This is a genomic window from Streptomyces hainanensis (assembly GCF_004348415.1).
Taxonomy (GTDB): Bacteria; Actinomycetota; Actinomycetes; order Streptomycetales; family Streptomycetaceae; genus Streptomyces; species Streptomyces hainanensis.
Genome location: NZ_SMKI01000031.1, coordinates 1 through 21,650, shown reverse-complemented (window position 1 = coordinate 21,650; position 21,650 = coordinate 1). Strand labels below are relative to the sequence as shown.

At 74.7% G+C, this 21,650-nt stretch carries 16 protein-coding genes and 1 pseudogene; 4 read left to right on the top strand and 13 right to left on the bottom strand.

From position 1 onward, the window contains the following. Positions 1 to 13 precede the first annotated feature (13 nt). On the bottom strand, positions 14 to 511 hold the full coding sequence (locus E1283_RS04895) for a hypothetical protein (RefSeq protein ID WP_132816619.1): 498 nt from the start codon (positions 509 to 511) through the stop codon (positions 14 to 16). A gap of 24 nt (positions 512 to 535) precedes the next feature. After that, on the bottom strand, positions 536 to 2,365 hold the full coding sequence (locus tag E1283_RS04890) for a serine/threonine-protein kinase (RefSeq protein WP_132816618.1): 1,830 nt from the start codon (positions 2,363 to 2,365) through the stop codon (positions 536 to 538). Between the two features lie 303 nt (positions 2,366 to 2,668). On the opposite strand from E1283_RS04890, the gene E1283_RS04885 reads away from it, so the two are divergent. Then, positions 2,669 to 3,721: a sugar kinase gene (locus E1283_RS04885; RefSeq protein ID WP_132816617.1), complete on the top strand. Its 1,053-nt coding sequence runs from the start codon at positions 2,669 to 2,671 to the stop codon at positions 3,719 to 3,721. Positions 3,722 to 3,723: 2 nt separating this feature from the next. Continuing rightward, positions 3,724 to 4,587, top strand: coding sequence for an amidohydrolase family protein (locus E1283_RS04880; RefSeq protein WP_132816616.1), 864 nt, complete (start codon positions 3,724 to 3,726; stop codon positions 4,585 to 4,587). On the opposite strand, the gene E1283_RS04875 is transcribed toward E1283_RS04880, so the two are convergent. Together E1283_RS04875 and E1283_RS04870 are read right to left on the bottom strand one after the other, a co-directional pair. Further along, on the bottom strand, positions 4,584 to 5,429 hold the full coding sequence (locus E1283_RS04875; protein WP_132816615.1) for a siderophore-interacting protein: 846 nt from the start codon (positions 5,427 to 5,429) through the stop codon (positions 4,584 to 4,586). The two genes, E1283_RS04880 and E1283_RS04875, sit on opposite strands and share 4 nt — an antisense overlap. Before the next feature lie 90 nt (positions 5,430 to 5,519). Then, positions 5,520 to 7,844 (bottom strand): beta-glucosidase, encoded by a 2,325-nt coding sequence (locus tag E1283_RS04870; RefSeq protein WP_132816614.1) that lies wholly within the window; start codon positions 7,842 to 7,844, stop codon positions 5,520 to 5,522. Between the two features lie 185 nt (positions 7,845 to 8,029). Here E1283_RS04870 and E1283_RS04865 point away from each other — a divergent pair, with 185 nt between their 5' ends. Next, the gene (locus E1283_RS04865) at positions 8,030 to 9,061 is read left to right on the top strand and encodes a LacI family DNA-binding transcriptional regulator (protein WP_132816613.1); all 1,032 of its coding nucleotides are present in this window, start codon (positions 8,030 to 8,032) and stop codon (positions 9,059 to 9,061) included. Positions 9,062 to 9,131: 70 nt separating this feature from the next. Here the strand turns inward: E1283_RS04865 and E1283_RS04860 are convergent, their stop codons facing one another. The 8 genes from E1283_RS04860 to E1283_RS04825 form a co-directional block, all read right to left on the bottom strand. Then, a complete protein-coding gene (locus E1283_RS04860; protein ID WP_132816612.1) occupies positions 9,132 to 10,514 on the bottom strand; it encodes a cytochrome P450 family protein in 1,383 nt (460 codons plus the stop codon). An 88-nt stretch (positions 10,515 to 10,602) separates the two neighbouring features. Further along, complete coding sequence (locus E1283_RS04855; RefSeq protein WP_243744598.1) at positions 10,603 to 11,433, bottom strand: M23 family metallopeptidase; 831 nt, start codon at positions 11,431 to 11,433, stop codon at positions 10,603 to 10,605. Positions 11,434 to 11,511: 78 nt separating this feature from the next. Then, positions 11,512 to 12,018 carry an ArsR/SmtB family transcription factor gene (locus E1283_RS04850; protein ID WP_132816611.1) on the bottom strand — a complete coding sequence of 169 codons (507 nt, stop codon included), beginning with the start codon at positions 12,016 to 12,018 and terminating at the stop codon, positions 11,512 to 11,514. A gap of 60 nt (positions 12,019 to 12,078) precedes the next feature. Continuing rightward, positions 12,079 to 14,991 (bottom strand): hypothetical protein, encoded by a 2,913-nt coding sequence (locus E1283_RS04845; protein WP_132816610.1) that lies wholly within the window; start codon positions 14,989 to 14,991, stop codon positions 12,079 to 12,081. Then, positions 14,988 to 16,118, bottom strand: a complete 1,131-nt coding sequence (locus E1283_RS04840) for an ATP-binding protein (RefSeq protein ID WP_132816609.1) — start codon at positions 16,116 to 16,118, stop codon at positions 14,988 to 14,990. The genes E1283_RS04845 and E1283_RS04840 overlap by 4 nt, the downstream gene beginning before the upstream one ends. A gap of 24 nt (positions 16,119 to 16,142) precedes the next feature. Continuing rightward, the gene (locus E1283_RS04835; RefSeq protein ID WP_132816608.1) at positions 16,143 to 17,447 is read right to left on the bottom strand and encodes a VWA domain-containing protein; all 1,305 of its coding nucleotides are present in this window, start codon (positions 17,445 to 17,447) and stop codon (positions 16,143 to 16,145) included. Continuing rightward, on the bottom strand, positions 17,444 to 18,829 hold the full coding sequence (locus E1283_RS04830) for a hypothetical protein (protein ID WP_132816607.1): 1,386 nt from the start codon (positions 18,827 to 18,829) through the stop codon (positions 17,444 to 17,446). Before E1283_RS04830 ends, E1283_RS04835 begins: the two co-directional genes overlap by 4 nt. After that, the gene (locus E1283_RS04825) at positions 18,829 to 19,335 is read right to left on the bottom strand and encodes a hypothetical protein (protein WP_132816606.1); all 507 of its coding nucleotides are present in this window, start codon (positions 19,333 to 19,335) and stop codon (positions 18,829 to 18,831) included. The genes E1283_RS04830 and E1283_RS04825 overlap by 1 nt, the downstream gene beginning before the upstream one ends. Before the next feature lie 271 nt (positions 19,336 to 19,606). On the opposite strand from E1283_RS04825, the gene E1283_RS38545 reads away from it, so the two are divergent. Then, a complete protein-coding gene (locus tag E1283_RS38545; protein ID WP_243744597.1) occupies positions 19,607 to 20,797 on the top strand; it encodes an acetylserotonin O-methyltransferase in 1,191 nt (396 codons plus the stop codon). Here E1283_RS38545 and E1283_RS04815 read toward each other — a convergent pair. Continuing rightward, positions 20,747 to 21,628, bottom strand: a pseudogene (locus E1283_RS04815) (sensor histidine kinase); the annotation flags it as partial. The gene E1283_RS38545 and the pseudogene E1283_RS04815 overlap by 51 nt on opposite strands. Positions 21,629 to 21,650 lie beyond the last annotated feature (22 nt).

Genomic DNA, 21,650 nt, shown 5'->3' with positions numbered 1-21,650 from the left:
CGGGCGCGGTGGCTCAGCGCTGGAACATCTCGGCGGGGAGCGGCTTCAGCAGGGCGTAGAGGTCGTCGGTGATGGGGCGCTCCCAGCTGGCGATCGTGACGAGCACACCGTCGTCGCGGTCGAACTGGACGCAGGAGACCCGGCCTTCGGTGCAGGTGATGCGCCGCACGATCAGCAGGTTGCCGTCGTGCATCACCGGGACGTCCTCGCTGCCGGTGGCCGTGACCTCGTCCTCGATCTCCAACGCGGCCAGCAACTGGTGCACCTCGAAGGGGACTTCGTCCTCCTCGATGTCCCGGGCCGGGGAGCCCTCCGGCAGGTTGCCGATCACCATCGCCGGACCGCGACCGCCGAACAGGTCGTAGCGCAGCACGACGCCCTGGCAGCTGCCGTCGGGCGCGGGCAGCAGACCGGCACCCAGCACGCCCGGCCAGTCGCCCGGGTCCATGGCGAGCACGTCGAAGTCGGGCCCTGCGGGCGAGGCGGCGCTGCGGCGGCGGAGGAAGGACATGCCGCCATGGTACGTGGGGCCGCCTCAGCGCCCGGCCGCCCCGCTTTCCGGTGGGGTGGCCACCTGCCGGTACAGCTCGACGGCCTCGCCCGCCCTGCCCAGCTGTTCGAGGCAGTGGGCCTCGTCGTTGCGGCTGGCGAGCGCGTCGGGGTGGCCGGGGCCGAGTGCCCGCTCCCGCGCGCGGCGCACCCCGCGGTGCTCGGCCAGCGCCTCGTCCCAGCGGCCGAGCCAGCCGAGCGCGACCGCGATCTCCCGGCCGCTGACCAGGGTGTCGGGGTGGTCGGGACCCAGGGTGTCGGCGCGCAGGTCGCGGACGACGCGGGCCTCGGACAGGGCTTCCTCCCACCGGTCGAGGCGGCCGAAGCTGATGCCCAGGGCGTGCCGGGCGCGCAACGTCTCGGGGTGGGCGGCGCCCTGGGTGCGCGCCCTGGCCTCGGCCAGCTCGTGGAAGTGCGCCACCGCCTCGCCCGACCGGCCGAGCCGCCCGAGGAGGACGCCGACCTCGAACCGGGCGTCCAGGGTGTCGGGGTGCTCGGGCCCCAACACCCGGGCGCGGGCGGCGGCGACGCCCGCGTGGCCGGCGAACGCCTCGTCGTACCGGCCGAGCCGGAACAGCGCGTACGCCGTCTCGTACCTGCTGGCGAGGGTGTCCGGGTGCTCCTCGCCCAGCGCCCTGGCCCGCTCCGCGGCCACCGCCAGGTGCACGTCGTGGGCGTCCTCCCAGCGGCCGAGCCGGCCCAGGCTGAGCCCGGCCCGGTGTCGGCTGGCCAGCACCGCCAGGTACTCGGGCGCCGGGGCGCGCCGCTCCCCGCTCTGCCGGAGCAGGGCGGTGGAGGCGAGCCCCGTCCACTGGCCGGTGAGGCCGGCCGAACGGTCCTGCGGCGGCAGCCGCAGTGACCAGGAGCCGCTGGCCCGGGACCCGGGGCCCATGCCGCGGGTCCACGCGGGCAGCCGCTCGGCGGTCCTGCGGGCCGGGGCCGGCACCAGCTCCGCGCCCTCGGCGGTGCGGACGTCGGCGAGCAGCCGGCGGGCGATGAGGGCCGCGTCCTCCGGCCGGTCGGCCGGGTCCTTGGCGAGCAGCGCGAGGATGAACCGGTCCAGCTCCGCCGGCAGTTCGGGACGCGCGGCGCTCGGCGGGGCGGGCGGGGTGTCGCGGTGGCCGATCAGGATGGCCCAGGGGTCGCCGAGGTCGAACGGCGGCGCGCCGGTGGCGATCTCGTACAGCACGCAGCCGAGCGAGTAGAGGTCGCTGCGGTGGTCGACGCCGACGCCGGCGATCTGCTCGGGCGACATGTAGTGCGGGGTGCCCATGGCCATGCCGGCGCTGGTGAGCTTGGAGGTGAGGCCGATGTCCTGGGCGATCCGGGCGATGCCGAAGTCGCAGATCTTCACGGTGCCGTCGGTGAGCCGCATGACGTTGGCCGGCTTCAGGTCGCGGTGGATGATGCCCTGGCCGTGGGTGTAGGCGAGGGCGGCGGCGACCTGGTCGGCGACGTCGGCGATCTCCGGCACCGACAGCGGCCCGCCGCGCTCGGTGAGCAGCTCGCTGAGGTTCCGGCCCTCCAGCAGCTCCATCACCAGGTAGAGGACGCCGTCGGACTCGCCGAAGTCGTGCACGACGGTGACGCCGCGGTGCTGGAGCGAGGCGGCCACCCGCGCCTCGCGCCGGAAGCGCTCCCGCAGCACGCGCAGGAACGGCTCCTCGTCCTGTCGGCCGCCCAGTGGCTTGAGGCACTTGACGGCCACCCGCCGGTCGAGCGCCTCGTCCCTGGCTCGCCAGACCTCCCCCATGCCACCCCGCCCGATCAGCTCGAGCAGTTGGTAGCGGCCGTGGATCAACGCGCGTTCCGCCATCGCCCGCCTCGCCCCCGTCGTCGCCGGCTGTGTAGCGCCCCCACTCACTCCTCCAGTATGGCTACCTGGTCCGGACGTTCCTATGCCAATGGGCGGCAAAGTGCGGTATCGGGCCACCCGGGGAACAAACCGGCCACGGCCCCCGGCACCACGGCGCCGGGCGGCGGGCCGGTGGGCGGGCCGGTGGGCGAATTCGCTCCTTCGGGTTTCGCTCCTTCGGGTAACGCCGGGGGCGCGCCCGTGACCTGGGCGGGCGCCGGCCCACGGGGCGCGGGCGCCGGGCACGGCAGTAGCATCCGCACCATGAACGCACCGTTCGCGCCGCCAGTGCCGGCGGCACCGTCCGAGGGACCGGGGGGACCCGAGGCGCTGTGCCTCGGCGAGACGATGGCCCAGGTGACGCCGGACCTCGGCGGCCGGCTGGACCGGTCGTCGCCCCAACTGCTGCGGGCCGGCGGCGCCGAGTCCAACGTGGCGATGCTGCTGGCGGCGCTCGGCCACCGGGCGGCGTGGTGCGGGCGGTTGGGCGCCGACCCGCTGGGCGACCTGGTGCTCGGCGAGGTGGCGGCGGCCGGCGTCGACACCACGCTGGTGGCGCGGGACGGGCGGCGGCCGACCGGCGTCTACTTCAAGGCCCCGGGCCCGAAGGGCACCAGCGTGCACTACTACCGCCGGGGTTCGGCGGCCTCCGCGATGGACGTCGGGCTGGCGGGCGAACTGGCCGCCGCGCGGCCCCGGATCCTGCATCTGAGCGGGATCACCCCGGCGCTCTCCCCCGGCTGCCGCGAACTGGTCGAGCACCTGGTGCGGGACCGGCCGGTGCCCGGCGCGCTGGTGAGCTTCGACGTCAACCACCGGGCGCCGCTGTGGGATCCGGCGGCGGGACGGGACCCGGCGGCCGAACTGCTCGCGCTGGCCAGGGCCTCGGACGTGGTGTTCGTGGGCCTGGACGAGGCCGCCGGGCTGTGGGGCGTCGCGACGGCCGAGGAGGTGCGGGGGCTGATCGGCGGTCCGGCCTGCCTGGTCGTCAAGGACGGGGCCGAGGAGGCGGTCTGTTTCGACGGCGACCGGGTGGTCAGGGAGCCGGCGCCGCGGGTCGAGGTGGTGGAACCGGTCGGCGCCGGGGACGCGTTCGCGGCGGGCTGGCTGAGCGGACTGCTGCGCGGCCTCGACCACGGGCGGCGGCTGCGGCTCGGCCATCTGGTGGCCGGCGCGGTGCTCGGCTCGGTGGGCGACCAGGCCGGGTTGCCGGGGCCGGCCGAGATCGACGCCCGGCTCGACGCGTCGCCCGAGGCGTGGCGCGCCGGCGTCCCCGGGCCTCGACCGGTCATCACTTCGACATCACGGGAGAGCTGAGGATGGGCAGGATCGACGCGCACCACCACGTCTGGGACCTCGCGCGGCGCCCGCACGACTGGCTCGCCGGCCCCGAAACCGCGGCGATCCGCCGCTCCTTCGGGCTCGCGGACCTGGCGGGCCCCGCCGCGGACGCCGGGGTGGCCCGCACCGTCCTCGTACAGGTGCTGCCGGAGACGGCGGAGACGGCGGAGTTCCTGGCGCTGGCCGCCGACGACGAGCTGGTGGCCGGGGTGGTGGGCTGGGTCGACCTCACGCTCGGCGACGCGGTGGCCGAGCGGCTGGCCGCGCTGCGGGACGGTCCCGGCGGCGAGCTCCTGGTGGGGGTGCGGCACCTGGTGCAGGGCGAGCCGGACGACCGCTGGCTGTGCCGCCCCGACGTGCGGCGCGGCCTGGCCGCCGTGGCGGCCGCCGGGCTGGCGTACGACCTGCTGGTGCTGCCCCACCAGCTGCCGGCGGCCCTGGACACGGTGCGGGCGCTGCCGGGGCTCACCTTCGTCCTCGACCATCTGGCGAAGCCGCCGATCGCCGCCGGGTCCCGGCAGCCGTGGGCGGGGCTGCTCGGGGAGCTGGCCGCGGAGCCCAACGTGTACGCCAAGCTGTCCGGTCTCGTCACCGAGGCGGACCACGCCGCCTGGACCGTGGCGGCGCTGCGGCCGTACGCCGAGACGGCGCTGACCGCGTTCGGCGCCGGGCGGCTGATGTTCGGCTCCGACTGGCCGGTGTGTCTGCTGGCCGCCTCCTACGCCGAGGTGGTGGGCGCGGCCGAGGAGCTGACGGCGGCGCTCGGGCCGGCCGAGCGCGCGGACGTCTTCGGCGACGTGGCGGCCCGCGTCTACCGCCTGCCGGCCCGGCCGGCCGGCTAGGACCCGGCCCCCTCCTGCTCCTCCTCGATGCGGCGGTTCCAGTCGGGCTTGCTGGCCTGCCAGCCGTCCTCGTCCTTGCCGCGCCGCCAGTAGCCGGAGACCGACAGCTGGTCGCGGGTGAGGCCGCGGTCGTGCCGCAGGTGGCGGCGGAGCTCCCGGACGAAGTGGGCCTCGCCGTGCAGGAAGGCGTGCACCCGGCCGGGTGGGAACGCGGCGCCGGTGACGGCCGGCACCAGGACGGCGCCGGGCTCGCCCGGCACCCGGTCGAGCCAGGTGATCTCGACGGATCCCGGCGACTCCAGCTTCTGCTCCTCCTCGGGGCCGCCGACCTCGAGGAAGACCCGGGCCACGGCGCCGGCCGGCAGTGCGGCGAGGGCGGTGGCGATGGCCGGCACGGCGCTCTCGTCGCCGATCAGCAGGTGCCAGTCGGCCGTCGGGTCCGGGGCGTAGGCGCCGCCGGGCCCGGCCAGGTGCAGCTCGTCGCCCGGGCGGGCCGCGGAGGCCCAGGGGCCGGCCAGGCCCTCGTCGCCGTGGGTGACGAAGTCGACCGTCAGTTCCAGGGCGGCCGGGTCCCAGCGGCGCACGGTGTAGGTCCGCGTCCGGGGCCACTGGTCGCGTGGCAGGTCGCGGCGGACGGCGGCCAGGTCGAACGGTTGCGGGTAGGCCACGCCGGGCGCCGGGAAGAGCAGCTTCACGTAGCTGTCGGTGTACGGGCCCGTGGCGAACTCACGCAGCCCGTCGCCGCCGAACACCACCCTGATCATGTGGGGGGTGAGGCGCTCCCGGCGCAACACCAGCGCGCGGTGGGTAGTGGGGGTCCTGGGGGTCTGCCGTTCGGTCACGTGCACTCCTCGCTCTCTAGAGGTTAGGGTCACCTAACTCGGAGGGCGCGTCAAATGGGACCGGTCCGGGGCCCCCACCGGGGGGCCGCCTCAGTCGACGGCGACCACCTCCACCGGGGTGGTCAGCACCCGGGCCCCGGTCACCGCGCGGACGGCGCCCGTCACGGCGAAGTCGGCGGTCAGCGGGAGATCCTCGCTGGAGTGGCCGACGGCGACCGTGAAGGTTCCGGGTTCCACGATCCGGCGCTGGTCCACCCCGGTGAACGAGGTGCGGTCGGCGTGCAGCCGGAAGCGGATCCGGGCGGCCGCGCCGGCGGCGAGCGAGACCCTGGCGTAGCCCACCAGCTCCCGGACCGGCCTGGTCACCTGCGCGGTGTGGTCGGAGAGGTAGAGCTGCGCCACGTCGTCGCCGTCCCGGTGGCCGGTGTTCCGCACCGTCGCCTCGACGGTCAGCTCGCCGTCGGCCGGGATGGCCCGGGCGCTCAGCGCGAGGTCCTCGTAGCGGAACTCGGTGTAGGAGCCGCCGTGCCCGAAGGGGTAGCGGGGCGAGGGGTCGACGTTGGAGACGCCCTGGCTGAACCGGCCGAGCGGCGGGGCGAGATAGGTGCCCGGCTGGCCGCCCGGGTGGCGCGGGACGCCGACCGGGAGGTGGCCGCTGGGGTTGGTCCGGCCGGCGAGCACGCCGGCGATGGCGGCGCCGCCCTCCGCGCCGGGCAGGAACGCCTGGACGACGGCGGCGCAGCGGTCGGCGACGTCGCCCAGCGCGTAGGGGCGGCCGGAGACGACGACCAGCACCAGCGGGGTGCCGGTGGCGAGCAGCGCCTCGACGAGGTCGGCCTGGGCGCCGGGGAGCCGCAGGTCCATGGCGTCACAGCCCTCGCCCGAGGTGCCGCGGCCGAACATGCTGGCCAGGTCGCCGACGGCGGCGACGCAGACGTCGGCGCGCGCGGCCGCCTCGACGGCCGCCGGGATGCCGGAGCGGTCGGGGTCGAGGACGGCCACGCCCCGGGCGTACTCGACGGTGGCGGCCGGGAGTTCGGCCTGGAGCGCGGTGCGCAGCGAGTCGATGGGCAGGCCGGTGCCGCGTTCCTCGTAGCGGGAGAGGACGTGGTTGGGGAAGGAGTAGCAGCCGAGGAAGGTGCGCGGGTCGTCGGCGCAGGGACCGACGAGCGCGATCCGGTGGGTGGTGGCGGGCAGCGGCAGGGTGCCGTGGTTGTCGAGCAGGATCACGGACTTCTCGGCGAGTTCGCGGGCCAGGGCCCGGTTGGTCGGCGGGTCGAGGTCGACGGGTTCGCCCTCCTCGGCGCCGGCCGGCGCGGCGCTCCAGTCGGGGTCGAGCAGTCCGAGGGCGATCTTCTGCCGCAGCACCCGCCGAACCGAGCGGTCGATCAGCTCCCGGGGCGCCAGGCCGGCGAGTTGGGCGTAGGCGTCGGCGGCGGGCAGTTCGACGTCGATGCCGGCGCGCAGGGCCAGCGCGCCGGACTCGGCGCGGGTGGCGGTGACGCGGTGCATCAGGTCGAGGAAGCTGATCGCCCAGTAGTCGGAGACGACCGTGCCGGTGAAGCCCCACGCGTCGCGCAGCAGGCCGGTGAGCAGTCCGTGGTGGGCGGCGGCCGGCAGCCCGTCGAGGTCGGAGTAGGAGTTCATCACCGAGCCGGCGCCGCCCTCCCTGACCGCCATCTCGAACGGCGGCAGGATCACGTCGGCGAACTCCCGTGGCCCGATGGGCACGGGGGCGTGGTTGCGGCCGGCGCGGGAGGCGGAGTAGCCGGCGAAGTGCTTGAGGGTGGCGATGACGCCCTGCTCCTGGAGCCCGCGCACGTAGGCGGTGCCCAGGGTGCCGACGAGGTGGGGGTCCTCGCCGATGGTCTCCTCGACGCGCCCCCAGCGGTAGTCGCGGACGACGTCGAGCAGCGGGGAGAGGCCCTGGTGGACGCCGACCGCGCGCATGTCGCGGCCGATGGCGCCGGCCATCCGGCCCACCAGTCCGGGGTCGAAGGTGGCGCCCCAGGCGATGGCGGCCGGGTAGACGGTGGCGCCCAGGGTGGTGAAGCCGGTGAGGCACTCCTCGTGGGCGATGGCCGGCACGCCCAGCCGGGTGTCCTCCGCCAGCCGCCGCTGGTAGTCGGTCAACCGCCGGGCGCCCTCCGCGGGTTCGACGGGCGCGCTGCCGAAGACCCGGGTGAGGTGGCCCAGGCCGTGCGCCGCGGCCTCCTCGAACGGGCGGTGGCCGGCCTCGAAGGCGCTCTGCAGGGGGGCCACGTCACCGTTCTCGGCACGGGCCTCGGTCGCCGCGCGCGGCCAGTGGGAGCCCAGTTGGGCCAGTTTCTCCTCGATGGTCATGGCGGCCAGCAGCGCCTCGACGCGGTCGTCAGGGGGGAGCGAGGGGTCACGCCAGGGCGCGGTCTCGGGCATGTGCGCTCCTTCGTCACCGGTGCAACACCGGTCCGTCAGTGGTGGAAAAAGTTTCCACTTGTTCACTAAACACAGAGCACGGTAGGCCGCCGGCATTCGGGCGTCAATACAGCCAAGAATCCTCGAAACTATTTCGTGGCCCCTCATGTAGGGTGGCGTTCCGAGACGTTGGCGAGGCGGAGGCGATGGCGCGAACGAACGGCACCCGGGCGACCCTCGACGCGGTGGCGACCGCCGCCGGGGTGTCCAAGGCCACGGTGTCCAAGGTGCTCAACGGGCGCCCCGGGGTTTCCGGCGAGACCCGGGAGCGGGTGCGGGAGGCCATGCGCCGGGTCGGCTACTCCCCCACCGTCGGGCCGCGCGACCCCGCGCCGGCCGGCAGCGTGCAGGTCGTCTTCGACACCCTGGTCAACCCGTACGCCGTCCATGTGCTCGACGGAGTCCTCGCCGGGGCCGAGGAGTTGGGCGCCGAGGTCGTCACGAGCGTGCTGCGCCCGAACGGCGGCGCCCGCACCACGCCGGTCGGGCCCGCCTGGCTCGAGCAGCTGAGCGCCCGGGGCAGGGCCGGCCTGATCCTGGTCACCTCCGAGCTGACCGCGGAGGAGATCGCCGCCTGCCGCCGGCTGGGGCTCGGCCTGGTGGTGGTGGATCCGCTCAACCCGCTGGACGAGAACCTGGTCAGCGTGGGCGCCACCAACTGGGCGGGCGGCGTGCAGGCCACCGAGCACCTGCTCTCACTCGGCCACCGGCGGATCGGCTACGCCGGCGGCCCCGCCCGCTCGGTGCCGGCGCGCGAGCGGCTGCACGGCTACCGGGAGGCGCTGGAGTCGGCCGGCGTCCCGCCGGCCCCCGAGCTGGCGCTGCTCGACTCGTTCCAGCCCGACGCCGGCCGGCGGATGGCGGACACGCTGCTCGACCTGGCCGACCCGCCGACGGCCGTCTTCGCCGGCAGCGACAGCATCGCCATGGGCGTGCTGGCCGCCGCGCGCGCCCGTGGCCTGCGCGTGCCGGGCGAGCTGAGCGTGGTCGGCTTCGACGACACCTACGGCACGCTGTGGACCGACCCGCCGCTGACCACCGTCCACCAGCCGCTGCGCGACATGGGCCGGGTCGCCGTCCGCACCACCCTGTTGCTCGCCCGCGGCGAGAAGCCGGACTCGCACCATGTCCAGCTCGCCACCCGGCTGTTGGTGCGCGGCTCGACCGCGCCACCCTGACGCCCTGCCCGTCGCGGCCGGGCCGCGGCGGGCAGGGGCCGCCGGCTCGGCGTTGCCGGCGTTACCGGCGTTACTGCGGGCCCTGACGCAGGCCGGCCAGGAAGCGCCAGAGCCCGGACCGCGGGCGCCGCGGCGCGGCGGCCGGGGCCGCGTCGCCCGGGGCGACCGGGTCGGGGGTCTCGGACGCCGCGGCGGCCGGCAGCGGCGCGGTGCCGGCGAGTTGCCGGAAGCGCACCGGGAGCGTCTTCACACCGCGGAAGTAGGAGGAGGCGCGCCACGGGATCTGGTCGACGGGCAGCACGAGTTCGAGCTCGCAGCGCTCGAACAGCCGGCTGACGGCGGTGGTGGCCACCATCTCGGCCAACTCCTGGAAGGGGCACTGGTGCGGCCCCGCGCCCCAGGCGAGGTGGGCGCGGGAGCTGGTGAGCGCGTCGTCGTCCAGCGCGCTGACGAACACCGGGTCGCCGTGCGCGGCGGCGATCGAGGCCATGACGGCGTCGCCGGCGGTCAGCCGGAAGTCGCCCAGGTCCACGTCGGAGACCGGGAAGCGCAGGGAGAGGTTGGTCCAGGACGGGTTGGCCATGTGCACGCGGTTGACCAGCTCGTGGAAGGCGCCGGCCTTCAGGCTGTCGTAGGCCAGGTCGTTGCCGCCGAGCACCTCGATCACGCTGTTGGTGATGGAGCTGGTCGCCAGGTCGGCCAGCACCAGGATGGCGAAGAGCTCGTAGCCGACCTGCTCGTCCGACATCTCGGGCGCGGCGGCGATCAGCCGGGTGGTGAGGTCGTCGCCCGGGTTCGCCCGCCGGTAGGTGGCGAGTTCGGTGGTCGCGGCGTGCAGCCGGACGATCGCCTCGGCCGCGTCCGGGCCCGAGTCGGCGAGCCGCCAGGCGTCCATGACGACGTCGTCGCCCTGCTCGACGGGGAAACCGAACAGCCGGTTGATCACCATCAGCGGCAGCGGGCGCGCGAACTGGGCGCTCAGGTCGACGAATCCGCTGCCGCCGCCGTCCGTGAAGGCGGTGATCAGCTCGTCGACGTGCCGGCTCACGGCGGCCCTGAGCTCGACGGCCTGGGGCTCGCCCGGGTCCTGGAAGGGCCGCAGGGCGTCCTCCACGGCGGCCCTGGTCGCCTTCCTGACCTCGTCGTCCTGGAGGACCAGGGTGTCGGTCCGGTAGGCGGCCAGCATGGGCCACTCCTCGGGCACCCGCCCCTCGGTGAAATCCCGCCAGTACGAGGGGGCCTTCTTCCACTGCCGCTCGTCGCGCAGCACGTCGAGGACCTCGTGGTATCCGACGACCAGCCAGACGGGATAGCCGAGCAGGTCCACGGGTGCCACCGCGCCGTACCGGTTGCGCAGCCGCTCGAAGACCAGGGCGGGGCGGGTCTCGAAGTCCCGGGTCATCAGCGGCTCCACGGCCAGCGACGCCAGATCGGACGGTATGCGCGATTCCATACGGTGTTCCCTTGCCGAACGGTTGGTCTCCCCTGGGGGGGCAGCCTAGCCACCCACCCGCCCGGTTCAAGCCAACGGTGCGGGCATCTCAGGCTGTTGAGGCCACCACGGAGAACCGCTCGCCGTTGGCCGGCACCCCGACCCCACGCCAGGTGAACGGCAGACCACGCGCGGTGACCAGGTTCGGGCCGTCCATCAGCTGGAAGTGCAGGTGGGGCTCAGTGGAGTTGCCGGAGTTGCCGCAGCGGGCGAGCTGTTGGCCGGCGACGACCCGGTCGCCGGGCCGCACGGCGAGCGAACCGCGGCGCAGGTGCGCGTACATGGCGTAGACGCCGTCGCCGAGGTCCAGGACGAGGTGGTTGCCGACGACCCGGCCCGCTCCCGCCATGTCGCGGAACAACCCCTCGACGAACAGGTAGAGCAGGGCCGGGTACGAGTTGCGGCTGAGGTGGTCCCGGTGCCGGTCGGTGGCGTGCACCACGGTGGCGTCGGCGACGGCGAACAGCGGCTGCTCGAAGGCGGGGAAGTCGCGGTTGCCGCGGGTCGGTGGCCACCAGCCGAAGGCGGGGCCCGGACGGTCCTCGGGGGCGGCCGCGATGTCGATGGCGTGGGACTGGCCGTAGGCGTTGGTGCCGTGGCTCGGCACCTTGTCGGCGGGGCTGTTGAGGGCGGTCCAGTCGCCGACGACCGGCGGCGCGACCTCGCGGGGCGCCGGGCCGGCGTCCGCGCCCGACGAGGCCCCGTCGTGCGCCGCGGTCACCGGGCGGTTGACCAGTTCGGCGACGATCCCGGTCAGGATGGCGCCGCCGATCAGCAGCCAGCCCCAGAGCATGGTGAAGTCCCACCAGATGCTGGCGATCAGTTGGACGAAGAAGGCCGCCATCAGGGAGCGGCGGAGTATCGAGAGCCACAAGAGCATGAAGGTCTCCGGAGGTCGGTGGCGCGTGGACGCGCCGCGCTTCCACGGCGCGCGGACGCGAGCGGAGGGGCGGGCCGGTCAGGGTTGGGCGGCGGTGAGGGCGACCAGCAGCGGGACCACCCGCCCGGGCGGTACCTCGTAGCGGCCCCTGGCCGCGGCGTGCAGCCAGCCGGCGGCGGTCAACTGCCGCAGGTGGTGGTAGATCTGGCCGGTGGTGCCCAGGTCGTCGAGCGCCGCGAGCTCGGCGGCGGTGCGCCGGCCGCCGAGGATCTCGCGCAGCAGCCGCAGCCGCACGGCGTGGCCGAGCGCGGCGAAGGACTCCGCGGCGTCCGACCAGTCGCGGTCGAACAGCTCGTCGGCCGTCAGCCCGTCCTGCCAGTGGAACAGCTCGCCGGACGGCAGCCGGACGGAGCCGGTGAACAGCACGCCCCCGGCTTCGGCGCCCGCCTCGGCCAGCCGCGCCCTGAGCCCTTCGAGCGCCCAGAAGTCGCCCGCGGCGGCCGGCGCCACCACCCCCCGGTCGCCGGCCCGCTCGAGCGCCGCGAGACGGCGCTCGAGCTCGGCGACCCGTGCTTCGAGATCCATGATGACGAATATACGTAACTACGTAACCGATGGACAAGGCGGGGTCGCCGGCGGCCCGGCTCAGCTCCCGGACCGACCGGCGGTCAACAGCCGGGCCACGGCCTCGGCGCTCTCCGGGTGCCTGGCCAGCAGGGCGCCGACCTCTCCGGCCGCCGGCTCCACCGGCCGCCAGCCGGCGTCGTGGCCCAGGAGGGCGGCCACCGCGTCGCAGGTGGCGGGCGCGGCGGCCAGCAGCTCCGCCACCGGACCGGCCGGCCCCGAGTCAGCCCGCCCCGAACCGACGGGCGCCGCCGCGGCCCGCTCCTCCGACCACGGCGGCACCCAGCCGTCCAGGGCAGGCAGCGTGGCGGGGAAGGTACGGCCCGCCTCGCGGACCAGCGTCGGCAGCAGCCCGCCGCCGTCCGCGCGCAGCGTGGTGATCAGCTTGGGCAGCCAGGGCAGCAGCACCCGGTCCGGCAGGTCGGCGAACGCCCTGGACAACACCTCGACCACGAACGGCGCCAGCGTGGGCACCGACTCCAACGCCTGTACGAAGCCGCTCAGATAGCGCGGGAAGGCCGGGATCACCAGCGGGTTGGCCAGCAGCTCGGCGGCGCGCTCCCGCAGCTCGTCCAGGGTCAGCAGCCCGAGCCGTGACTTGGCCGCCCAGAGCAGCGCGACCTTCTCGGGCGCCTCGGGGTGTGCCTGGCGGACGGCGAGTTCGAGCTGGGTGTGGTCGCAGCCGAGTGACAGCGCCAGGCTCTCCATACCGAAGAGGAACCCGAACATGGCGCCCACCTGGCGGACCCCGGTGTCCTCGTCGGCGAACGCGGTGGGCAGCAGGGTGCAGTAGTGGGCGTAGCCGGCGGTCACGAACGCCTCGCACCAGCGCGGCAGTTCGGGCTCGGTGGCGTGGTAGTGGGCCAACAGCCGCCGGACCTGGCGCAGCACCCGGGGCGCGTGGTCCACGGTGCGCTCGGCGGCCAGCAACTCCACGGCGCGCGCCCCGAGTTCGTCGGCGAGCCGCCCGCCGCCCAGGTAGAGGATGGCCTCCTCGACGCCCTCGAGCACGGCCGCCGCGGTGGCGTTCCGCGCCCACGCGTCCCGGCGCAGCCGCTGCTCCAGGACCTGCTCGATGGACACCCCCTCGTAGCCGAGCTCGACGATGGCCCGCTGGTTGCGGCCGATGTCCAGGTCCCAGCTCTCCTGGATGGAGCGCTCGCCGAGCCGGCGCGCGCCCATCACGGGGCGGGCGACGTCTCCGAGCAGGCGGCGCAGGACCCACAGCAGGTCCGAGCAGGGCCGCAGTTCGGGAGCGGCCTCCAGGTCGAGCAGCGCCCGCTGCCTGGTGCGGGTGGTGAGGCTCACCCCGAGCGGCGCCAGCCGGTCGAGCACGTCCTTCGCCAGTGGTGGCAGCGCCGCGTATCCCACGGAGCCGACGCGGTCGCCGCCGAGCAGGATCTCGCAGAGCCGGCGGACGTCCCGCCGGCCGGGCACGGCGTCCTTCTCGACGCAGGTGACCGCGGCGTCCTCGAAGTCGTACGGGGTGGGCCGGTCGCGGCCGCGCATGCCGGCGAGCAGGATCGAGGTCTCGTAGACGGCGATGGCGTCGGCGGTGCTGGCGAGATAGCCGTTGCGGCGGGACAGCCGGACGATGTCCACGCACCAGCCGAGCAGTTCCTCCTCGTCCAGGCCGTCCGGCGGGGGCGGGGTGCCGAGGAAGCCGGAGAGCCGGTCGGCGGCCGGCGCCGGGCCGGCCGGCCCGGCGGCGCGCCCGCGCGCCGACCGCCCGCCGGACCTCGTGCCCCCCGACCTCGCGCCGCCGGACTTCTGGCCGCGGAGCCGGAACGGCGTGACCCGGTGCGTGCCCAGCGCCCGGTCCCAGGCCGTGGCCGCGATGGACACCGCGCCCTGGGCCAGGCCGAACTGCGCCTCGATGGCGGAGTGGCTCGACGGGATGAGCCCGTACCTCCAGGAGGTGGCGGTGCGCGGGCTGATCTCGTACGGCGGGGCCTCGGCGGCCAGCCCGAACTCCTCGACGCGGCTGGCGGCGTGGAAGGCGCCGCAGACGTAGACACAGCCCGCCGGGTCGGCGCCCGAGGCGGCCAGGTGCTCGCGGATCCGGGTCCACATGTAGCGCTCGCGGTCCTCGTCGCGGGCGTCGTGCTCGGGCCGCTCCGGGCGGAGCCGCCGGAACAGGCTCCCGATCAGCACCATGACCTGGCGGTAGGTGTCGTAGTCGGCGCCGGCCAGCGGCCGCTCCACGTACTGGTCCCACCACTCGGACCAGTGCCGCACCTTGCCGTGGTGCAGCAGGTGCGCCTCCAGCTCCGCGAAGCGGGGCCGCAGGTCGCCGATCTCGATGCCGACCGCGTCGCCGTGCAGCGCCGCCTCCTCCGGCGGCTCGGGCGACACCGCCCCGTCGGGCCCGCTCCTCCCGCTCCCGCCCTCCGCCGTGCGCGCTCCGCTCGCCCGGTCCTCGCGCAGCCACTGGAAGACGTGGTCGGTGGAACGGTCGACCAGGACCAGCTCCACCCCCGGGGTCTCCAGGGCGTAGGCGATGGCCTGGTACTCGGCGGACGCCTCGGTGACGGGGGCGACCACGCTGAGCGGGGACCAGCCGGACGGGAAGCCGTCGAGCTCCGAGGCGAACGCCTGGAGCGCCACGGGGAGCCGGCAGTTGCGCAGCTCGTCGACGAGTGGGCGCAGGTCCTCGCACAGCTCGAGGTAGACGACGGTCGGCCGCTTCTCGCGCAGCCGCCTGGCCATGGCGAGCGCCGAGGCCGGCGAGTGGTGGCAGACCGGGAAGATCTCCAGCCGCTCGCGCAGCGCGCGGTCGACGTCGTCGACGATGCCGGCCAGGATCTCGGGCACCGCGGCGGTGTCGCCCGCGAACTCGTCGGCGGCGGTGAGCAGTTGCTCGCGGAGCGCGGCGAACGGCCCGGTCGGCGACGCCGCGCCTTCGGTCTCGGGTGTCGACAGGTCGATACTCATGACAGGCTCGCGATCGTGTCGCGGCCGCCCTCCAGGAACTCCTGCCAGGGGCCGCCCTCGTCCTTCTTGGCCCGCGACTCCACGACGCCGTGCCAGAACTTGTTGAGGATGGCGAGGTCCTCGGGGGCGCGCCTGGCCAGCGAGCCGACCAGCGACCCGGCGAGGGTGCGGGCGCCGAGCGTGCGGTCGCCGAAGAACTGGCTGTGCAGGATGGCGTCCTCCAGCACGCCGATGCCCTCGGCGGTGGAGAGCGACGACTCCAGCCGCTGGTCGTCGCTGGTGGCCGAGGCGGCCGCGGCGCGGAGGTCGGCGAAGCTCTGCAGCAGGATGTCGAGGAGCGAGGGCGGCACCTCCAGCTCTATCCGGTGCCTGCGCAGCAGTTCGCTGGTGCGGAACCTGACGATCTCGGCCTCGCTGCGCTTGTTGGTGATCACCGGGATGCGGACGAAGTTGAACCGGCGCTTCAGCGCGGACGACAGGTCGTTGACGCCGCGGTCCCGGCTGTTGGCGGTGGCGATGACGGAGAAGCCGGGCTTGGCGAAGACGACGTTGTCGCCGCTGTCGCCGTCGAGTTCGGGGATGGACACGTACTTCTCGGAGAGGATGGAGATCAGCGCGTCCTGGACGTCGCTGGTGGACCTGGTCAGCTCCTCGAAGCGGCCGATCACGCCGCGCTCCATGGCGGTCATGATCGGCGAGGGGATCAGCGACTCCCGGGACTGGCCCTTGGCGATCACCATCGAGACGTTCCACGAGTACTTGATGTGGTCCTCGGTGGTGCCGGCGGTGCCCTGCACGACCAGCGTCGAGTTGCGGCTGATGGCCGCGGAGAGCAGCTCGGCCAGCCAGCTCTTGCCGGTGCCCGGGTCGCCGATGAGCAGCAGCCCGCGGTCCGAGGCGAGGGTCACGATGGCGCGCTCGACGAGGCCGCGGTCGCCGAACCACTTCTGCGGGATCTCCCGGTCGAGGCCGTCGGCGCGCTCGGAACCGAGCACGAACAGCCGGACCATCCTGGGGCTGAGCCGCCAGGAGAAGGGCTTGGGGCCGTCGTCGACGGACTCCAGCCAGTCGAGTTCCTCGGCGTACTTGACCTCGGCGGGCGCGCGCAGCAGTGGGGTGTCGGTCATGAGTCGTCTCTCCAGGGGTGGTTGTCAGGCGAGGAAGTTCTTGAGCTCGAACACGAGCTTGCGGATGTGCCCCGAGATCACCGGGGTGCCGAGGGCCTTGAGGCGCTGGCGGAACCAGGGGTCGACGCTGGCGTTCCCCGAGCTGTTCACCGAGCCGACCGGGATGACCTTGACGCCGGAGCGGTGCAGGGACTCGAAGTCGGTCATCAGGGACCGGTTGTCGTAGAAGTCGGAGATCCAGACCAGCACGGTGTCGCGCGGCTCGGCGATCTTCGGCCGGACCCTGGCCATGGCGGCCGTGCCGTCGGTGCCGCCGCCCAGCGTGGTGCGCAGCAGTGTCTCGAACGGGTCGTGGACCCAGGGCGTGAGGTCGATGGCGCGGGTGTCGTACGCGACGAGGTGGACGTCCACCTTGGGCAGCCCGGCGAAGATCGAGGCCAGGATGGTGCAGTTGACCATCGAGTCGACCATCGACCCCGACTGGTCGACCACCACGATCATCCGGGCCGGTGTGGTGCGCTTGGCGGTGTGCCGGTAGAACAGCCGGTCCACGTAGAGCCGCTGGTCCTCCGGGCTCCAGTTGGTGAGGTTCTTCCAGATGGTGCGGTCGATGTCCAGGTTGCGGAAGACCCGCTTGGGCGGCACGGACCGGTCGACCACGCCCGCGCTGGTCTGCCGGACCTGGGTGCGCAGCACCTCGGCGACCTGGTCGACGAAGGAGCGGATCAGGGCCTTGGCGTTGGCCAGTGCGACGCCGGAGAGGTTGGCCTTGTCGCGCAGCAGCTGCTCGATCAGCGACATGCTGGGGGTCAGCCGTCCGGCCAGGGTGGAGTCGGCCAGCACCTCGCGCAGCCGCATCCGGGAGACGAGGTCGGCCTCCAGGTTCGCCAGGGTGCCGGAGAGTTCGCCGCCGGCCTCCTGGCCCATGCCGCGCCGGCACCAGCCGGCGTCGCGCTGCCAGTCGGCCAGCCGCTCGGCCGTGACGTCGCCGGTGCCGGTGGCGAACACGTTGAGCAGCAGCTTGGAGAGCAGGGCGGCCCGGCGCGCCTGTGCGCGGGGGTCCTCCCCGGCCGGGTCCTGGTCGCCGTCGTCGGTGGGGGACGTCAGGTTCTTGAACTCGCCGGCCAGTTCGGGGAAGCGCTGCACCAGGTTGTCCACCGAGACGGCGGGGTCGAGCAGGCCGGGGGGCAGCCCCAGGTCCTGGACGACGGCGACGCTCGCGGATTCGAGCGCCGGTTGTTCGTCGTGGTCGAAGAGGCGGGAGAGGAGGCGCCAGTAGAGCACCTGGCGACGGTTCTGGTACGGCCGCGTGCCGTCGGTTCCGGTCATTTCCGCAGCAGCCGTCCCGCTCGTTCGCGCAGCACGGTGACCGGGTCGCCGGCGCGCGCCTCCGCCTTCGCGATCTTCGGGTCGGTGACGCCCAGGGCCCAGTCGCCGCTGTGCGCCTCGACCGGCTTGCGCTTGACCGTCGCCTGGAGCGCGAGCGGCTGGAGCAGCCAGCGGTCGCCTTCCCGCCTGAGCAGCCCGACGCAGGCCGTGGAGGACCGGACCAGCTGGGGGGTGAGCGGCCCGCAGGCCGGCAGCCGGCGGGGGTCGATCTCCAGGGTGGCGCCGTCGAGTTCGAGCGTGGTGCCGTCCGACCGGTAGCCCTCGATCAGCACGGGCTCGGCGATCAGCACCGGGTGCCGGTCGAGTGGGGGGACGGGCGCGGCGACGGCTCGGGGCAGCAGGACCCGGGCGGTGGCGAAGGGGTCGACGGGCTCGGCGGCCGTGGCCCGTTCCTCGTCCCAGAGCAGGTCGCCGCCGGGCAGCAGCGGCAGCTCGGTGATCTCCAGGGCGCGGCGCTCGGCCAGCGCGGTGAGCAGCTTCGGGTGGTGCTGGAGCAGCCGCCAGACGGCGGGCCCGGTGATGGTGTCGACCTTGCCGGCGCCGACCGCGGTGCGGACCAGGCGGGGCGGGGCGCCGCCGGCGGGCTCCAGGACGGCGTGCACCTGGACCTGGACGGCGGTGCCGTGCTCGTGCGCGTCGGCGCCGAGGATCAGCAGCCGCCCGGAGACCGGCTCGGCGTCGGCGGGCGGGCCGCCGCCCTGGGCGAGCAGCAGGGCGCGCGACCAGAGGTCGGCCCAGCGCCTGGCGGGCAGCGACTCCAGCGCGGCGACCGGGGAGGCGGCGCGCAGCTCGGCGGCGAGGCCGTCGACCAGCACGGCGAGCCGGCGGTGCGCCGGGTCGGCCAGCAGGGCCTCGACGGTCTGGTCGACGGCGGAGACCAGGTCGCGGCCCACGCCGCGCCAGCCCGCGATGGCCAGCTCGCGCAGCCAGGAGCGGCAGCCGGCCAGCGGCCCCGCGGCGGCCGGCTCGGCGGTCGCCGGCCCTGCCCACTCCGCCCTGGCGCGGCCGAGCGCCGTGTCCAGCGCGGCGAGCCCGGCGTCGTGCACCGCGCCGAACAGCGCGGTGCGGGCGCCGGCCAGGGTGGCCAGGTGCTCGTCGGTGACGGAGCCGGCGGCGATCTTCTCGACGGCCTCGGCGAGCGCGGGCCCGAGCGGGGTGGCGGCGAAGGCGCCGGCCAGGTCGGTGAGCGCGGCGAGGCGCTCGGCGCCGAGCCGGGCGAGGCCGTCGCCGAGGGCGTCGTCCAGGCCGGCCGCCAGGTCGAGGGCGGCCGCGGCGCCGGCGGGCTCGGCCGCCCGCAGCTCGGTCAGCTGAACTCCCAGCATCAGCGCACCGCCTCCGGGGCCGGGAACCAGTGCAGCTCGGGTATCGGCGCCCGCTGGTCGGGCAGCTCCAGATAGGCCAGGTGGCGCAGGAACCGGCTGAACACGGCGGCCGCCGGGGCGGCCTCCCGCCCTCCGGCCAGGCCGGCCAGCAGATCGCCCTCGGCACCGACCTCCGCGTGCAGGTAGCGGGCGACGCGGTCGACGCCGTACTGGAGGACGGCCTCGTCGGCCAGTGCCCGCAGGTGCTTGCACGGCCGCGCGCCGAGGCCGCCGCACGGTCGGTTGTTGTTGGTGCTGCAGCCGAAGCCGTGGGTGCGGGCGGCGATCGAGGCGACGTAGACCCGTGCCGGGTCGGAACCGCTCGACACCACTCCCTGCAGCCGCCCCTCGGCCAGCTCGACGAAGGGCACCTTCGCCAACTTCCGTGGCCGGACGGGCTCCACCACCCGCACCGTGCTGCCGCGCTCCCACGCGGCTCGCTCCGTGTCCGCCTCGTTCACGACCATCGATCTCCAGCCTGGCGCGCTCGCGCCGTAGCCCATGAGTGTGAGGACCGACGCGCGCTCTCGTCCGCCGCGTCGATCTTGGGAAACAGCATGGCGGAGGGCACTGACAATCCCTCAGGACGTGACGACCGACCGTTCACCCCATCATCGGATGGTTCGATTCGTCACAGAATCATCCTTTTTACGGCTCATAAGGCGTTATTGACACCGGCTCGGTAATTATCCCTAATAGTCGGAGCGGCCCCGCCACCCGACAGCCAAGGAGTCCCCCGTGACGAGCTCGTCCGTGATCGCCGAAGGCGCCGCCTCCGCCACCGATACCGCCGGCGTCCCCGCCGACTTCATCGGCCTGACCAACTCCCTCTGCGACGCCCAGGCCCTGCTCACCGCCCTGGAGCTGGACCTCTTCGGCACCCTCGCCGCCGGTCCGGCCCACCCCGACACCCTCCGCGCCACGCTCGGTCTGCACGGCCGCGGCCTGGCGGACTGGCTCGACCTCCTGGTCCACAGCGGCATGCTGGAGCGGCACGGCGACCGCTACCGCAACGCCCCGGTGGCCGACCGCTATCTGGTCCGCGGCGGCGCCCACTACACCGGGGACGTGCTGCGCCGGCGCATGTTCCCGGCGCTGCTCGCCCTCACCGAGTCGCTGCGCACCGGCGCCCCGCACGGCACCGACGAGTTCACGGACACGGTCAGCCGCCTCGACGTGGTCCGTCAGTTCGCCGACCAGATGGACTTCATCACCGACCCGCTCGCCGGGCCGCTCCTCGCCGCCTACGACGACTGGGGCCGGCACCGGTCGGTGCTCGACGTGGGCGGCTGCCGCGGCGGCCTGCTCTCCCGGCTGCTGGCCGCCCACCCCCACCTCACCGGCCAGGTCTTCGACCTGCCCATGATGGCGCCGCTGGCCGCCGAGCAGGCCGCCGCCCACGGGCTGCGGGGCCGGCTGACCTTCCACGCCGGGAACTTCTTCACCGACCCGCTGCCCGCGTCCGACGTCGTGGTGATGGGGCACACCCTGGTCAACTGGCCGGCCGAGCGGCGGGCGTTCCTGCTGCGCGCGCTCCACGCGAGCGTCAACCCCGGCGGCGTGCTGCTCGTCTACGACCGGATGCTCACCGGGGCGCTCGACGAGGCGGAGCGCCACAACCTCCGGATCAGCCTCTCCATGCTGGTGCTGACCAGGGGCGGCTCCGGATACCCCCTGGAGGAGCTGAGGTCGCACGCCACCGCGGCCGGCTTCGCCGGCGTGACGCACCAGCGGTTGGGCGCGTACGACACGCTGGTCGTCTGCCGGAAGGCGCCTGTGGCGAACGGCGCCTCGCCGGGCTCAGCCGACGGCCGCGCCCGCGGGCAGGTCAACGGTGACGTCGAGGCCGCCGTCGGGCAGCGGCGTCAGGCGCAGCGTCCCGTGGTGGGCGGTGACGACCGCCCGCACGATGGACAGGCCGAGACCTGAGCCGGTCTCACCGCGGACGCGGGCGCCCTCGCCGCGGACGAAGGGTTCGAGCAGGTGGTCGGCCGTGCCGGGGTCGATGACCTGACCGGTGTTGACGACGCGTAGCCGGGACCGGCCGTCCCGGCTCGTGCCGGTGCTGACCTCGACCCGGCCGCCGGGGTGGTTGTGGCGGACGGCGTTGCCGATCAGGTTTCCCGCCATCCGCTCCAGCAGCACGGACCGCCCGGTGACCGGCGCCGGGCCGAGGGCGGCCTCCACCACCAGGGCGCGGGCCGTGACGTCGGGCCCGGCGGCGTCCAGGGCGTCGGCGGCGATCCCGGCGAGGTCCGCCGGCCGGTCGGGGCCGCCGGCGCCCGCCTGGCTGCGGGCCAGCAGGAGCAGCCCGTCCAGGGTGTGCTGGCTGCGCACCGCGGCGTCCCGCACGTCGTGGGCCATGGCGATCAGGTCGTCCGGTTCCGGCCGGCCGTCGAGCGTGACGTCGACGGCGGTGCGGATCGTGGCCAGCGGCGTGCGCAGTTCGTGCGCGGCGTTGGCGGTGAACAGGCGTTGGCCGTGCAGGCCCTGTTGGATGCGGTCCAGCATGCCGTTGACGGTGGTGGCCAGCGCGGCGAGCTCGTCGGCGGGCGCGGCCACCGGAACCCGCTCGGAGAGGTTGTCGGCCGAAAGCCGCTGCGCGGTGGCCGCGATGGCGCGGACCGGCCGCAGGATCCGCCCGGCCAGCCACCAGCCGAGGAAGGCGGCCGACAGGGTCACCACGGCGAGGGCGATGCCGGCCTGGGTGAGGAAGGAGGACAGCGCCAGCCGCCGGAGGCGCTCGCCCGCGTCGAGCATCTGCTCGGGCAGGGAGGGGGTG

Coding starts and splice junctions, on each gene's coding strand:
- E1283_RS04850 (WP_132816611.1), bottom strand. CDS start 12,018: ATGGATCTCGAAGCACGGGTCGCCGAGCTCGAGCGCCGTCTCGCGGCG.
- E1283_RS04845 (WP_132816610.1), bottom strand. CDS start 14,991: ATGAGTATCGACCTGTCGACACCCGAGACCGAAGGCGCGGCGTCGCCG.
- E1283_RS04835 (WP_132816608.1), bottom strand. CDS start 17,447: ATGACCGGAACCGACGGCACGCGGCCGTACCAGAACCGTCGCCAGGTG.
- E1283_RS04825 (WP_132816606.1), bottom strand. CDS start 19,335: ATGGTCGTGAACGAGGCGGACACGGAGCGAGCCGCGTGGGAGCGCGGC.
- E1283_RS04870 (WP_132816614.1), bottom strand. CDS start 7,844: ATGCCCGAGACCGCGCCCTGGCGTGACCCCTCGCTCCCCCCTGACGAC.
- E1283_RS04855 (WP_243744598.1), bottom strand. CDS start 11,433: ATGCTCTTGTGGCTCTCGATACTCCGCCGCTCCCTGATGGCGGCCTTC.
- E1283_RS04830 (WP_132816607.1), bottom strand. CDS start 18,829: ATGCTGGGAGTTCAGCTGACCGAGCTGCGGGCGGCCGAGCCCGCCGGC.
- E1283_RS04895 (WP_132816619.1), bottom strand. CDS start 511: ATGTCCTTCCTCCGCCGCCGCAGCGCCGCCTCGCCCGCAGGGCCCGAC.
- E1283_RS04880 (WP_132816616.1), top strand. CDS start 3,724: ATGGGCAGGATCGACGCGCACCACCACGTCTGGGACCTCGCGCGGCGC.
- E1283_RS04840 (WP_132816609.1), bottom strand. CDS start 16,118: ATGACCGACACCCCACTGCTGCGCGCGCCCGCCGAGGTCAAGTACGCC.
- E1283_RS04860 (WP_132816612.1), bottom strand. CDS start 10,514: ATGGAATCGCGCATACCGTCCGATCTGGCGTCGCTGGCCGTGGAGCCG.
- E1283_RS04890 (WP_132816618.1), bottom strand. CDS start 2,365: ATGGCGGAACGCGCGTTGATCCACGGCCGCTACCAACTGCTCGAGCTG.
- E1283_RS04865 (WP_132816613.1), top strand. CDS start 8,030: ATGGCGCGAACGAACGGCACCCGGGCGACCCTCGACGCGGTGGCGACC.
- E1283_RS04885 (WP_132816617.1), top strand. CDS start 2,669: ATGAACGCACCGTTCGCGCCGCCAGTGCCGGCGGCACCGTCCGAGGGA.